At 63.4% G+C, this 13,369-nt stretch carries 15 protein-coding genes and 4 tRNA genes; 3 read left to right on the top strand and 16 right to left on the bottom strand.

The window, feature by feature from the left end; translation table 11 throughout:
• The 3 genes from VF34_RS01480 to VF34_RS25795 form a co-directional block, all read right to left on the bottom strand.
• Positions 1 to 923: TniB family NTP-binding protein (locus tag VF34_RS01480; protein WP_045840662.1), on the bottom strand; the 923-nt coding region annotated here is incomplete at its 3' end.
• A 4-nt stretch (positions 924 to 927) separates the two neighbouring features.
• Entirely contained in the window at positions 928 to 1,836 is a 909-nt protein-coding gene (locus VF34_RS25800; RefSeq protein WP_426375495.1) for a Mu transposase C-terminal domain-containing protein, read from the bottom strand.
• Between the two features lie 189 nt (positions 1,837 to 2,025).
• Positions 2,026 to 2,610 carry a hypothetical protein gene (locus tag VF34_RS25795; RefSeq protein WP_228139278.1) on the bottom strand — a complete coding sequence of 195 codons (585 nt, stop codon included), beginning with the start codon at positions 2,608 to 2,610 and terminating at the stop codon, positions 2,026 to 2,028.
• A 173-nt stretch (positions 2,611 to 2,783) separates the two neighbouring features.
• On the opposite strand from VF34_RS25795, the gene VF34_RS01470 reads away from it, so the two are divergent.
• Positions 2,784 to 4,730 carry a CocE/NonD family hydrolase gene (locus VF34_RS01470; RefSeq protein ID WP_032375587.1) on the top strand — a complete coding sequence of 649 codons (1,947 nt, stop codon included), beginning with the start codon at positions 2,784 to 2,786 and terminating at the stop codon, positions 4,728 to 4,730.
• Positions 4,731 to 4,740: 10 nt separating this feature from the next.
• Entirely contained in the window at positions 4,741 to 5,652 is a 912-nt protein-coding gene (locus tag VF34_RS01465) for an alpha/beta fold hydrolase (protein WP_045840661.1), read from the top strand.
• A gap of 70 nt (positions 5,653 to 5,722) precedes the next feature.
• Here VF34_RS01465 and rplA read toward each other — a convergent pair whose 3' ends face one another.
• From rplA to VF34_RS01410, 11 genes are all read right to left on the bottom strand, one after another.
• A complete protein-coding gene (gene rplA / locus VF34_RS01460) occupies positions 5,723 to 6,442 on the bottom strand; it encodes a 50S ribosomal protein L1 (RefSeq protein WP_027498276.1) in 720 nt (239 codons plus the stop codon).
• A gap of 89 nt (positions 6,443 to 6,531) precedes the next feature.
• Positions 6,532 to 6,966: a 50S ribosomal protein L11 gene (gene rplK / locus VF34_RS01455; RefSeq protein ID WP_008713829.1), complete on the bottom strand. Its 435-nt coding sequence runs from the start codon at positions 6,964 to 6,966 to the stop codon at positions 6,532 to 6,534.
• A gap of 64 nt (positions 6,967 to 7,030) precedes the next feature.
• Positions 7,031 to 7,855, bottom strand: coding sequence for a transcription termination/antitermination protein NusG (nusG, locus tag VF34_RS01450; RefSeq protein ID WP_027498277.1), 825 nt, complete (start codon positions 7,853 to 7,855; stop codon positions 7,031 to 7,033).
• Positions 7,856 to 7,915: 60 nt separating this feature from the next.
• On the bottom strand, positions 7,916 to 8,386 hold the full coding sequence (gene secE / locus VF34_RS01445; protein ID WP_027498278.1) for a preprotein translocase subunit SecE: 471 nt from the start codon (positions 8,384 to 8,386) through the stop codon (positions 7,916 to 7,918).
• 30 nt (positions 8,387 to 8,416) lie between these two features.
• Positions 8,417 to 8,489, bottom strand: a tRNA-Trp gene (locus VF34_RS01440).
• Positions 8,490 to 8,678: 189 nt separating this feature from the next.
• Positions 8,679 to 9,104 (bottom strand): (3R)-hydroxyacyl-ACP dehydratase subunit HadB, encoded by a 426-nt coding sequence (hadB, locus tag VF34_RS01435; RefSeq protein WP_027498279.1) that lies wholly within the window; start codon positions 9,102 to 9,104, stop codon positions 8,679 to 8,681.
• Positions 9,091 to 9,603, bottom strand: a complete 513-nt coding sequence (gene hadA, locus VF34_RS01430; RefSeq protein ID WP_045840660.1) for a (3R)-hydroxyacyl-ACP dehydratase subunit HadA — start codon at positions 9,601 to 9,603, stop codon at positions 9,091 to 9,093. The genes hadB and hadA overlap by 14 nt, the downstream gene beginning before the upstream one ends.
• A 137-nt stretch (positions 9,604 to 9,740) precedes the next feature.
• Positions 9,741 to 9,908 carry a 50S ribosomal protein L33 gene (gene rpmG, locus VF34_RS01425; RefSeq protein WP_027498281.1) on the bottom strand — a complete coding sequence of 56 codons (168 nt, stop codon included), beginning with the start codon at positions 9,906 to 9,908 and terminating at the stop codon, positions 9,741 to 9,743.
• An 81-nt stretch (positions 9,909 to 9,989) separates the two neighbouring features.
• Positions 9,990 to 10,062, bottom strand: a tRNA-Met gene (locus VF34_RS01420).
• Positions 10,063 to 10,125: 63 nt separating this feature from the next.
• A tRNA-Thr gene (locus VF34_RS01415) sits at positions 10,126 to 10,198 on the bottom strand.
• Between the two features lie 183 nt (positions 10,199 to 10,381).
• Positions 10,382 to 10,464, bottom strand: a tRNA-Tyr gene (locus tag VF34_RS01410).
• Between the two features lie 175 nt (positions 10,465 to 10,639).
• Between VF34_RS01410 and VF34_RS01405 the strand changes: the two genes are divergently transcribed.
• The gene (locus VF34_RS01405) at positions 10,640 to 11,140 is read left to right on the top strand and encodes a YajQ family cyclic di-GMP-binding protein (RefSeq protein WP_027498282.1); all 501 of its coding nucleotides are present in this window, start codon (positions 10,640 to 10,642) and stop codon (positions 11,138 to 11,140) included.
• Positions 11,141 to 11,206: 66 nt separating this feature from the next.
• On the opposite strand, the gene htpX is transcribed toward VF34_RS01405, so the two are convergent.
• Together htpX and VF34_RS01395 are read right to left on the bottom strand one after the other, a co-directional pair.
• Positions 11,207 to 12,076 (bottom strand): zinc metalloprotease HtpX, encoded by an 870-nt coding sequence (gene htpX / locus VF34_RS01400; RefSeq protein WP_032375585.1) that lies wholly within the window; start codon positions 12,074 to 12,076, stop codon positions 11,207 to 11,209.
• A gap of 87 nt (positions 12,077 to 12,163) precedes the next feature.
• Positions 12,164 to 13,183: a polyprenyl synthetase family protein gene (locus VF34_RS01395; protein ID WP_032365250.1), complete on the bottom strand. Its 1,020-nt coding sequence runs from the start codon at positions 13,181 to 13,183 to the stop codon at positions 12,164 to 12,166.
• Positions 13,184 to 13,369 lie beyond the last annotated feature (186 nt).

The following is a 13,369-nucleotide window of genomic DNA, read 5'->3' as shown; positions in this document are numbered from 1 at the left end:
TCGAACTGGCGGCGTCGCTCCGTGGGGCCGAGGTACGGAGTGCGTGTGAGCACCGATGAGGTGATCGCTTCCTCTCCGCTGTCGACGGCGGTCACTGCGGCGGCAGTGAGCAGCGTTGTCAGTTCACCGATGGTGCCCTCGGAGCGAGTGAGGAGGTAGTCGGTCATCTCCGGTGATGTCAGGTGCGAGGGTTTGCGGAGGGGGAAGCTCGTGGTGAAGCTGGCCAGCAGTGATCTGGTGTCGGCAGTGTTGGTCCAGACAGGCAAAGTCATGGGGTGGAATCGGTTCTCCAGCTGGGGATCGGTTCGGATGGCGAGGTAGGCGTCGCGGGTTCCGACAGCGACAAGAGGAATGCGTAGTTCGTTGCCCAAAAACCGCAGCACGTTCAAGAATTCGCGGCGGACGTTGTCGCGGCCGGCGAGAACATTGTGGAGCTCGTCGATGATCAACATCCGTACGCCGGTGGCGCGGAGCAGCATCAATGCTTGCTGTTCGAGTTCGTGGACCCGATTGCGGGGCCTGGTCGGTGTTCCCAACGCTGTGAGCAGTGCGAGGTAGAACCGGCCGGGTGACGGGTCCGGGGGCATCTGCATGCACAACACCGGTATCTGCTCGCGGTCGGACAAGCTGATCGGCGGATGAGTGCGCCGGAACTTTTCGATGATCATCGACTTGCCGTTGTTCGTCGGACCGAGCAACAGTAAGTTCGGCATACGCTGCCGGTCCGGCCACGACAGCAACGACTCCAGATGGTCGATGACCGTACGGGCCTGCGGATACCCGATCCACCTCTCCGACCGGATCGACCGGATCCGCTCCGCGTCGTCGAGTGCGGTGAGCGGTCGAACCGACTCCCGAAGGTGCCCCAAATCCTCGCTGGACGACTCGGTGGGTTCGTCGCTGCTTCCTGTCGATGAGGTCATCGCCTCACCATTCCTCGATGTCGCTGAAGACAGGCGTTGCGGTGCCGCCGTCCGCTCGAGGCTCCACCGGCGGGTGGATCGCCGGGATCGGTGCACACGCGGCGTCGCCGGTGAGATGCGTGCGGCGGGCACGGTTGCGCCGGGCTTTGCGGGTGGCTTTCTGCGAGCGGTCGGTGACCTCGCGCATCTGCTCGATCATCGAAAACAGTGCGCTCTCATCGACGTTCGACCGACCTTGTTCGCGGAGACGGGAGATAGCAGCTCTGTGCTCCCACAGTGTCACCGCGGGATGTGACATCGTCCGGTACGGCACCTCGACATAGCCGGCACCGTCTGGTTCGAGGACCCAGATTCTGCTCAAATCGCGTGGGTCACGTCGTATCACGAACCGCCCCAAATCCTCTCGCCGCGCAACCCACGGCTTGAGCGCGTTCGAGAAGTAGTGCACGTGATCGAGAACGAAGCCCGTGCGCGTCAGACGTCGCCGGATGACGGGAAGAAAGTCCACCAAGAACGCGGTTTCGCCGAGCACCACACGAGGGGCATGACCAACTGCGGCGACCCCACCGGCCCACACGGCAGCCGGAGTGTTCCCAATCCCTGCGTGAACGCTCGCGTGATACGAGGCTATAGCCAGGACCAGCCAACGCTCCAACTCACGCAATGTCAACGCCGCGTGCTTGTCCGAGTCGTAACTTCCTCGGTCCGCTGGGTTCGAGAAGGTGGTCCCAGGCAGCTCGTGCACAGCCGTCATCGCCGTTCCGATGATGCGTTCGACGATCCCGCCGTAGTGCGGTCGGCCCGGAGGACGGTACTCGAGGGTGATGGCGTGCTGGGCGCATCCGCGGCGCAGCGCTTCGCTTTTGAACTCGGAGGCGTTGTCGAGATACAACTGCTTCGGCTTCCCCGCCATCGGCCACTGCACCTGCTCCGCCAGCTCGCATGCCTCCAGCCACGTCTGCTTCCCGCAGCACACGCGGCCCAGGCACAACCCGACCGATATCGACGACGGCGGCTCCAGAGTGACGACGAACCCGAGTACGGAACGGCTGAAGACATCAACGGCGATCGTCAGGTAGGGGCGGCCGATCGGTTACCGCTCTTACTCATCAACGACCATCAGATCGACGACGGTGTGGTCGATCTGGACCTGATCGAGAATCCCCGAAACCGTCGGTGGAACGTCGCCGGCGGACTGACGTGGGCGGGCGGCATCGGGTCCCCCGCCTGACCTGGCCACCGATGCCGGAGGGAGCGCGGCGATACGCGCAGTGACGGTATTTCTGGCCGGCACCGGCAAACCCGCGCGATGACACGCCAGTGCTATACGTCGGTGCAGCGCAGCGACACTCAGCTTCTGGCGGTGAAGAAAATAGCGGGTGAGATGATCGCCGATCACTTCCTCGACCTCAGCCGCTACTCGGCTGCGGCCACGCCCTCCCGACGAGACCTTCGTCAGAAGATCGGTGACTGTCCCCGTCCCGTTCCTGAGCCTGCCGACCAACGTGTAGACCTGCCGCCTGGACAATCCCAACCGTTGCGCGGCATCGTCGACCGCTTCCGAACGCACCGAATGCATCTCCAGCAAGGGAGCCAGGACAGCGAAACGGGCCTCGGCCTGGGACCACCGCTCCCCCGACGCTGTCAGCACACCGGTCTCCACGACGTCGAGCTTGTCGGGGTCCACCACAAGCCTCCCTGTCACCGAGAGCCGAACGTGCGACCGTGCACCGCACTTCTGACATCAGAATGTCAGAAGACACGTGCACTCACCCTCGAAACGCCTGCAAAGAGTGCAGCCGTCTTCTGAAGTTGACACCTCGGGACAAACAGGGTCGTTCGACGGTCTAGTCGACGTTCATGACTGCCGTGCAGCCCCACCCCCTCCTGCAACCCGTACGCGATCCCAGCGGCGGCGACGCAGCAGCGGCGTGGGCGGAAATCGTGCGCGAACAACCGCGCTTTCCGAGGGTCTCCGTCTCGGCGAACGTTCGTATCCCGATGAGCGACGGCACGGCGCTGCGCGCGTACGTCATCCGCCCCGCGGACGCAGCGGGTCACGCGGTGGAGGGCAGTTTTCCCACCGTCCTCAATCTCACGCCCTACAACAAACTGCTCATCAAGGGGATCGACACGATCCTCGAAACGCCGGTTCTCGGCCGTGCTGTCAGAGCCTTCTCGGCCGCCTTCGATCTCACCGGAACGGCATTCGACGGCATCACCGAAATCACCCGTGTGGTGGCAGGCGGGGCGGCGGACCTTTTCTCGGTGAACCGTCACCTCGTGCGCAGTGGGTACGTACAGATGATCGTCGACGTCCGCGGCACCGGTAGTTCCTCGGGCACCTGGGATGTGCTGGGACCCAGGGAACAACTCGATTCGCTCGAGGTGATCGAGTGGGCCCGACGCCAGTACTGGTGCAACGGCAGGGTGGGAATGGCCGGAATTTCGTATTCCGCGATCAATTCGCTGCAGGCCGCGGCCAAGCAACCCGCCGGGCTCGACGCCATCTTCGCCGTCGAGGGCTCGGTGGACATCGTCCGCGAAATCTTCGCGACCGGAGGCGCGACATCGGCGTTCATCCCGCTGTGGCTCGCCGCCGTCAACGGGTTGAAGTGGGCACCGGCCGTCGGCGGAGTCGATACGTTCACCTGGCTCCGCGATCGCGTGCGATCCCCCGCCACCAATTTGCTCGATCTGGCCAAAGGCTTTGTCACAGGCCGAGATCCGCGAATCTACGACAACGAGTACTACGACACCATCGACGCCGTCATCGAGGACATCGCGGTACCGACCTTTCTGTACGGGTGCTGGCACGACATCTTCGGCGGATCCGCTCCCGACATCTACAACCGGCTCCCCCTCGAACGTGGATCGAAGCAGTTGCTCGTCGGCGACGGCTACCACGGCAACCCCGGTATCGGATTCGGCGAACCAGGATTTCCACCGCGCCTCGACGTACTCGAGCGGGCCTGGTTCGACAAGTGGCTGCGCGACGTCGACAACGGAATAGAGAACTACGGTCCCGTCACACTGCGGCAACAGGGCGGGAATTGGACTGCGCACGGCCGCTTTCCGGCACCTCGGGCCCAGCCACGAAGGCTGTACCTGTCGGCAGCGTCCTCGGGCACCGCGGCCCATGCCGTCGCCGACGGCAGCCTCACCACCGAACCTGCCACAGCCCGCGACGTCCTGACGGTGCGGCCCTCGTTGCGGGCCGTCGTCTCGCGTGACACCACGCAGGTGCTGGCCGGGGTGACGGCCGTGTTCGGTGGTGGATTCACCTACGACAACCGATTCGCCGAGGGCGCCGCAGTCACCTTCACCACCGATGCTGCCGAGTCGGACGCCGTCCTGTCCGGTCCGATGAATCTGCATCTTCGGGTGATCTGCCACGCACGGGAAGCGTTGTGGGCCATCATGATCTGCGACGTCGCTCCCGACGGAACCTCGACGGTGCTCAGCAACGGCGCTCTTCTGGCCTCGCGTCGAGCCGTGGACGACGAACGTTCCTTGTTCGCGCCGAACGGCGACTACACCCGGCCCTACCACCCGCTCACCGAAGCGGCGCTGCTTCCGGTACCCATCGGCGAACCCATCGTTCTCGATATCGACATTCTCACCACCGAGGCCGTCATCGCCACTGGCCACCGACTCCGGGTCGACGTATTCGCCACCGACACACCACGGTTCATCCCGATCTTGCCGGACCTACTGCGCACTCGACTACGCAAACAGGACATCAGCATCGACCCGGAAAGCCCGAGCTACCTGGTGGTGCCCATACTCGGTGAGCCGGGCTGGTAGGAACGACACCATGAGAATCGAACAAGGCATCGCGCCGGCGAACTCCGTCGAGATCGCGTACGAGGACATGGGTTCGGTCGATGACCCTGCGGTCCTGCTGATCATGGGCCTGTCCGCGCAATTGACGTTGTGGCCCATGGATTTCTGTACCCGCCTCGTCGATGCGGGATACCGAGTGATCCGCATCGACAACCGCGACATCGGATTGTCCACGAAGATGACCGGGCAGAAGGTGCGGGGATCCCAGATCCTCCGGATGATCCGACACGAGCTCGGGATGTCTTCCGACGTGCCCTACACGATCGTCGACATGGCCGCCGACGCCGTAGGAGTACTCGATCACCTCGGGGTCGACACCGTGCACGTCGTCGGTGCATCGATGGGCGGCATGATCACTCAAGTCTTCGCCGGTAGTTACCCCGAACGAACCGAATCGGTGGGCATTCTCTTCTCGAGCACCAACGAGCCGTTCCTACCTCCGCCGGACCCACGCGCCCTGCTGCCCCTGCTCGGTGGCGTCGGGAAGGACGCCACGAAAGAGGAAATCATCGCGCATTCGGCAAAGACGTTGTCCACCATCGACTCTCCCGGCTTCCGCACTCCGCTCGAGGAACAACTGGAGATTGCGCAGGTGATGTACGAGCGGAACTACAACCCCTCGGGCGTCGTGCGGCAGATGGCTGCGATCACCGGCACCGGCAGCCTGCGGCCGTACGCGAAGAAGATCACCGCGCCGACCACCGTCATTCACGGGACCGCCGACAGACTGGTCCGACCCTCGTGCGGCAAGGCCATCGCCCGCGCCGTTCCCGGTGCCGAGCTGACGCTGATCGACGGCATGGCCCACGACCTACCCGCCGCGTTGCTCGACCGCATCAGCGGCATCGTCCTGGCCAACTTCGCTCGCGCGAACGCGGCCTAGATCCTCGGCAAGACCCTACGACGAAGGCCGGCCTCCCTGGGGAGACCGGCCTTCGTTCGCAGTTACGAAATTACGCGTTCGCGTCGTCCTCGAGGAGGTTGCGCGTGCGGTTCGGATCGACCTGGACGCCGGGTCCGGTGGTGGTCGAGACGGTGACCTTCTTGACGTAACGACCCTTGGCCGACGACGGCTTCGCACGCAGGATCTCGTCCAGCGCAGCGCCGTAGTTCTCCACCAGCTTGGTCTCGTCGAACGAGGCCTTACCGATGACGAAGTGCAGGTTGGCCTGCTTGTCGACGCGGAAGTTGATCTTGCCGCCCTTGATGTCGTTGACGGCCTTGGTCACATCGTTGGTGACCGTGCCCGTCTTCGGGTTCGGCATCAGGCCACGCGGTCCGAGGACACGGGCGATGCGGCCGACCTTGGCCATCTGATCGGGGGTGGCGATCGCGGCGTCGAAGTCCAGGAATCCGCCCTGGATGCGCTCGATCAGATCTTCTGCTCCGACGACGTCGGCTCCTGCTGCCTCGGCCTCTGCAGCCTTCTCACCAGCGGCGAAAACAATAACCCGAGCGGTCTTGCCGGTGCCGTGGGGAAGGTTGACGGTGCCGCGCACCATCTGATCCGCCTTGCGGGGATCGACGCCGAGTCGCACTGCAACCTCGACGGTGGGGTCGAACTTGCTCGACGCGGTCTCCTTGGCCAACTTGGCGGCTTCGAGAGGCGAGTAGAGGTTGTCCTGGTCGATCTTTGCGGCCTGCTCGAGGTAGGCCTTGCTGCGCTTTGCCATGTCTTGCTGTCCTTCGTTCGAGTTCAGTGTGGTTGACGAGCCTGGCCGGCTCTCCCACGTGTACTTCGGTTACTGCAGAGAGCTGGTAATCAGCCTTCGACCGTGATGCCCATCGAGCGAGCAGTGCCGGCGATGATCTTCGCGGCCTGATCGATGTCGTTGGCGTTGAGGTCTTCCTGCTTGGTCTTGGCGATCTCGCGCACCTGATCCATGGTCACCTTGGCGACCTTGGTCTTGTGCGGCTCGCCGGAGCCCTTTGCCACGCCTGCAGCCTTGAGCAGCAGCTTGGCAGCGGGAGGAGTCTTGAGCTTGAAGTCGAACGTGCGGTCTTCGTAGACCGAGATCTCGACCGGCACGACGTTGCCGCGCTGCGACTCGGTCGCGGCGTTGTACGCCTTGCAGAACTCCATGATGTTGACGCCGTGCTGGCCCAATGCGGGGCCGACGGGCGGTGCCGGGTTGGCGGCACCGGCCTGGATCTGAAGCTTGATGATCCCGGCTAGCTTCTTCTTCTTCGGGGGCATTTCTTTTTCCTTGTATTCGCTCGGGTTTCTTGCGGTTGCTACTGCAAGTCTGTGCGCGCGGCTTCTAGATCTTGGAGACCTGGGTGAAGCCGAGCTCGACCGGGGTTTCACGGCCGAAGATCGATACCAACACCTTGAGCTTCTGCTGCTCTGCGTTGACCTCGCTGATGCTGGCGGGGAGAGTCGCGAACGGGCCGTCCATGACGGTGACCGACTCGCCGACCTCGAAGTCGACCTCGATGGTCGGCTTCGACGTGGTGTCGCCGCTCTGGTCGCTTGCGCCTGCGGTCGCTTTCGCGTCCTTCTTGGCGCCTTCCTGCGGCATGAGGAACTTGACGACCTCGTTGATGGTCAACGGTGACGGACGCGACGTCGCACCGACGAATCCGGTGACGCCGGGGGTGTTGCGCACTGCGCCCCAGGACTCGTCGTTGAGTTCCATGCGGACCAGGATGTAGCCGGGCAGAACCTTGCGGTTGACCTGCTTGCGCTGGCCGTTCTTGATCTCGGTGACCTCTTCGGTGGGAACTTCCACCTGGAAGATGTAGTCGCCGACGTCGAGGTTCTGCACACGGGTCTCGAGGTTGGCCTTGACCTTGTTCTCGTATCCGGCGTACGAGTGGATGACGTACCAGTCGCCGGGAGCGCGACGCAGAGCCGCCTTCATCTCGGCGACGGGATCCTCGGGCTCTGCCGTGACGTCGGCGTCAGCGGCCTCGTCGCCTTCGGCGGCAACGTCGTCCCCGGCGGCAGCGGCCACGTCGGCCTTGATTGCTTCGTCGGTCTCGCGGTCCTGAGCGGCCTGCTCCGCTTCGAGGCCCTGCTTGGTCGCCTCGACATCGGCGTCGAATGCGGCCACTTCGGTGGCGTCGTTGTGCGGCGTGCTCACGTCAGCACCCTTTCTCTAGTTTCCTGCTCGGTTCGATCGTCGAAAAGTCGGCCGTCTCGGTCAGCCGAACAGCCAGCCGACGCCTTTGATGAACAACACGTCGAGACCGCTGATGTACGCGACCATGAACGTCAGGAAGACGAGCACGACGGTGGTGTAGGTGACCATCTGCTTCTTGTTCGGCCAGATGACCTTGCGCAGTTCGGCAACAACCTCGCGGAAGAACTGCAGCAGCCGCAGAAAAACGTTGGGCCGCTTGTCTGCTTTGGCCTTGCCCGAACGTCCCTTGCCGGACGTGGCTTTCGTGGACGCGGTCGCAGTCTTCGTCATCGACACCGAGGCAGCACCGGTGCTGCGTGCCCTGCTCGACGATCGCTTACCGGTGGGTACGACAGCCTCCGCAGAAGATCCACCGGCAGACGTATCAGCATCGGAGAGACGGCCCTCGGAGCCAGGTACGACGTCGTCTGGGGCCGAAGAGTCCTCGAACTCCCCCGATCGACCGTCGCGCTTACCGCGCTCCTCGCTCACGTCGTTCCTCTCAGTTGCTGACACCTTGGGCAGGGGCGACAGGACTTGAACCTGCAACCTACGGTTTTGGAGACCGTTGCTCTACCAATTGAGCTACGCCCCTTCGGCCGAAACTTCTCGGCCGCTCTGGTGTCGATCCGACTCACACGCTCGAGCCCACGTCACCTCGGAAAGAGGACGCGGGCAGCGCAGAGCGCCGGATTACCCCAGAAATCTCAGTGTACTGCACACTCTTCGGAACAGATAAATCCCGTCGTCCCGGCCACGAACTACTTCTGCCGGATCGACATGCTCAGGCCAAACGTACCGTTGCGGTAGCTCGCCCGAAAATCTTCTTGCCCTCGAACTTCGCCACGATGGCAATCACGGCAGTTCGCTCCTCGACGTCCATCGTCTTGATCTTGCCGGTGAACTCGACCTGCGCCGCCGAATCCGCCGGGACGAACACCGAGCTGGTGAAGCGCACGTTGTACTCGGTGACCGCACCCGGATCGCCGAGCCATGACGTGACGAAGCCGGCACCGAGGCCCATCGTCAGCATTCCGTGCGCGATCACGTTGTCCAATCCGGCCAGCGCGACAACTTCGTCACTCCAGTGGATCGGGTTGGGATCGCCGGACACACCGGCGTAGTTCACCAGGTCGCCGCGGGTCAAGGACACGACTCGCTCGGGCAGCTCCTCGCCGACGGACACGTCGTCGAAACTACGAAGCGCCATGCCTGATCACTTCCTTGACCGCATGGGCGATGTTCTCGTCGATCTCCCCGCCGGTCCGCGCCACGATGGTCGTCCACGTGGTCTGTACGAGATCACCGTTCTGGTCGGTGATGATGTTCTTCGTGGTCATGATGTCGCTGCCGCTCATCTGCCGGAAGGACTCGAGGTACACGTCGCAGAAGATTCGATCGCCGACCTGAATCGGGCGATGGAATTCCAGTCGTTGGTCGGTCTGCAGAATCTGGCTCGGGTCGTAACCGGTGATGACCTCTTGCAGCATCCGGGTCTGCGACATGATCCCGAGCAGGGAAACGAAGGTCAAGGGCGCGAGGAGACCGTCGTAACCGAGGCCCTTCGCTGCGTCCTCGTCGTGATGCGCGGGATGAAAATCCTGGACGGCACGCGCGTATTCACGAACCTTCTCGCGGCCGACCTCGTAGAAGTCGTCGACGCGGAAATGAGAACCGACCATGGACGCCGCGTGTGCGGATGCATCCATGGTCGGGACATCGTGTGGAGCTTGTGACACGGAAAACCTTTTCTACCCTGGACGCAAGAGCCGTTAGGGGGAGAAAAAGTGACCTAACGCCGGGCGCCGACTAGAGATCGGAACTGCGAACCAGCGAGCCGTGCAATCTAGCGAGATTCGCGGTGAGCCCGGTGCGTTCCGCAGTTGGAGCAGAACTTCTTCAGCTCGATGCGGTCGGGATCGTTCCGACGGTTCTTCTTGGTGATGTAGTTGCGGTGCTTGCAAACCTCGCAGGCCAAGGTGATCTTGGGCCGCACATCGGTGGAGGAGGCCACTGGACGCCTACTTTCGGGTAAATCTGATCTGGGTCAATCAGGACTGTTCATGCGTGCTACTTGCCGTGCTTGCCTACTGTGTAGCGGTGACCGGACTTGAACCGGCGACGCAACGATTATGAGTCGTTTGCTCTACCAACTGAGCTACACCGCCTCAGGTGCTCATCGTCCACCATCCCACGAACGGGAGCGCGACGTCGAGCCATCCAATCCAGCGAGCCCCCTAACGGAATCGAACCGTTGACCTTTTCCTTACCATGGAAACGCTCTACCGACTGAGCTAAGGGGGCGGGTGACTACGGGAACTCTCGTTCCGCAGGCTCCACCTCAGAACACGAACAAGCCGTGCGCTGAAGCCTTCAAGAGGTTACACATTCCGAGCACCGACTGCCAAATTGCGAGGTCAGCGGCCCTGATATGTCCTCTTCACATGGAAACCCCAGCGAGAAAATTTCTCGCCGGGGTTCCAGGTGTGGCAGATGTAGGATTCGAACCTACGTAGGCATAAGCCGACGGATTTACAGTCCGCTCCCATTGGCCGCTCGGGCAATCTGCCGTGCTGCGATCGAAGTCCGTGCTGGTCTTCGGCGCGGTGAGAAGAATACAACGAACGTCCCCCCGGAACGCAAACCGGGTGGATACGGTCGGTAGCGGGCCGATAAAGTCCCAGCGGGATGTGGACCGACACCACCGCAGAAACAAATTTTCGATTCGACTGGAGAGTGTGAGAAGTGGCTGATTCGTCCTTCGACGTAGTGAGCAAAGTCGACCGGCAGGAAGTGGACAACGCTCTCGGACAGGCCGCGAAGGAGCTGGCGACCCGCTTCGACTTCCGAGGATCGGACACCAGCATCGAGTGGTCCGGCAGTGGCGAGTCCGAGACCATCGTCATCACGTCCGAATCCGAGGAGAAGGTCAAGGCAGCTCTGGACGTCTTCAAGGAGAAACTGATCCGACGCGACGTATCGCTCAAGGCTTTCGAGACCAACGACCCGGCCGCGTCCGGCAAGGTCTACAAGGTCACCGGCAAACTCGTGCAAGGCATCAGCACCGAGAACGCCAAGAAGATCTCCAAGAAGATCCGCGACGACGGCCCCAAGGGCGTCAAAGCGCAGATCCAGGGCGACGAGCTGCGCGTGAGCAGCAAGAAGCGCGACGACCTGCAGGCAATCCAACAGTTGCTCAAGAACGAGGACTTCGGCATCGCCCTGCAGTTCGTCAACTACCGGTAGAGCGCCGCATGTGAGTGGAACCTCGTAGCAGACTACGAAGTTCCACTCACATGCCGCAGGCTCCGCTCAGTAGGGCCGGTGGCCGGCCATCCGCTCGAGCCGTTCGATTCGGTCGGCCATCGGCGGGTGGGTGGCGAAGAGCGCGCCCGCCTTGTCGCCGATGCGGAACGGATTGGCGATCATCAGATGCGACTCCGCGGCCAGCCGCGGCTCGGGCGGCAGCGGTGCCAGCTGCACCCCCTGCTCGAGTTTGCGCAGTGCCGACGCCAGCGCCAGCGGATCACCGGTCAGCTCGGCACCGGACTGATCGGCCTGATACTCCCGAGAACGAGAGACCGCGAGCCGCACCAACGTGGCCGCGATGGGCCCCAGCATCGACACCAACAGCAGAGCGAGCGGATTGGCTCCCCCGTTGCCGCGGCCACCGAAGACGTTGGCGAAGAAGGCCAGGTTCGCCAGGCCCGAGATGACCGCCGCCATGGCACCGGCCACCGACGAGATCAGGATGTCGCGGTTGTAGACGTGCGAGAGTTCGTGTCCGAGCACCGCTCGAAGTTCCCGCTCGTCGAGGATCCGAAGAATGCCCTCGGTGCAGCACACGGCTGCGTTGCGCGGGTTCCGCCCGGTGGCGAACGCGTTGGGATTGTTGGTCGGGCTCACGTACAGCGCCGGCATCGGCTGATGCGCCGTTGTCGCCAGTTCCCGCACGATCCGGTACATCGCCGGCTGTTCGAGCTCACTCACCGGCACCGCGTGCATCGACTTCAGAGCCATCTTCGCGCTGTTGAAGTACGCGTAGCCGTTGACGCCGACGGCCAGCACGATCGACCCGATCAGAATCATCGAGTTACCGAACAACGAACCGATGAAGACGATCAGCGCAGACATCCCGACCAGCAGGCCGAATGTCTTCGCACCGTTGGCGTAACTGTTCATCGTGACGGGTGCCTCCTCGTACCGGGTGTTCCTACCCGATTCAACGACGGCACCCCGACGTGCAGTTCCCGACCACCGAGTGGGCGACTACCCCACGCGTTCGACGGTGTAGTTCACCAGTCGGCCCAGGGCGTCGTTGGCCGGTCCCTGCGGCAGCAGTGCGAGCTCGGCGTGGGCGCGGTCGGCGTACTCGCCGAGGGTCTTCTTGGCCGCGACCATGCCGGGTGATCGCTGCAACAGCTCCAGGGCCTCGGTGACCAGCGCATCCTCGGTGACCGGGCCGGCCAGGATCTCGCGCAGGCGGTCGCCGTCGGCACCTTCCTCGCGGAGCGCGAACAGCACCGGCAGGGTGTGCACGCCTTCCCGCAGGTCGGTGCCGGGAGTCTTACCCGACTGCTCGGTGGCCGAGGAGATGTCGATGATGTCGTCGGAGATCTGGAACGCGGTGCCGACAGCGTCACCGAGGCGCTCGAGGCGTCCCACGTGCTCGGCATCGCCGCCACTGAACGTGCCGCCGAAGCGCCCACAGGAGGCGATGAGCGACCCGGTCTTCTCCCACACGACCTTCAAGTAGTGCGCGATGGGATCGTCGGTGCTCTTGGCCCCGATCGTTTCGCGCATCTGCCCGGTGACCAACTCGGCGAAGGTCTCGGCGATGATGCGGACGGCGTCGGGTCCGAGGGTGGACACCAGACGCGACGCATGTGCGAAGAGGTAGTCGCCCGCGAGAATCGCCACACTGTTGCCCCAGCGAGAGTTCGCGCTCTCGGCTCCGCGGCGCATCGACGCCTCGTCCATGACGTCGTCGTGATAGAGCGTCGCCAAGTGCACCAGCTCGACCACGGTGGCGGCGGTGACGATCGCCGGATCTGTCGGCGACGGCCCCAGCTGGCCGGTCAGCACGGTGAACAGGGGTCGGAATCGCTTGCCGCCGGCCTTCGCCAGATGCAGAGCAGCCTCGGTGAGGAACTCTTCGCCGTCGGACAGTTCACTGATCATCAGCTCTTCGACGCGCGCGAGACCGTCGGCGACGGATCGAGCGAGCTCCGGGTCACCCAGGTCGACTCCGGCAACGACCGTTACTGCGGTCGCGTCGTCTGTACTCACGATGTTGATCCCTGTCCTGTCGTCGGCGTCGAGCGGCGATGGATGACGGAAACTGCTGCTCGGGTACTACCGTAGTGAACCTAGTGTGCACACTCGCACGACGGTGCCGCCCACCACAGGTGACTATTCCCTCACCGAACCGAGCCCGAGTCGCTTCCCGACGCGGCCTGCAGGGCCAATGAGTGA

Origin of the sequence: Rhodococcus sp. PML026 (assembly GCF_000963615.1) — a bacterium.
Lineage (GTDB): Bacteria > Actinomycetota > Actinomycetes > Mycobacteriales > Mycobacteriaceae > Rhodococcoides > Rhodococcoides fascians.
The sequence above is the reverse complement of the archived record's forward strand: the minus strand, read 5'-3'. Positions and strand labels throughout refer to the sequence as shown.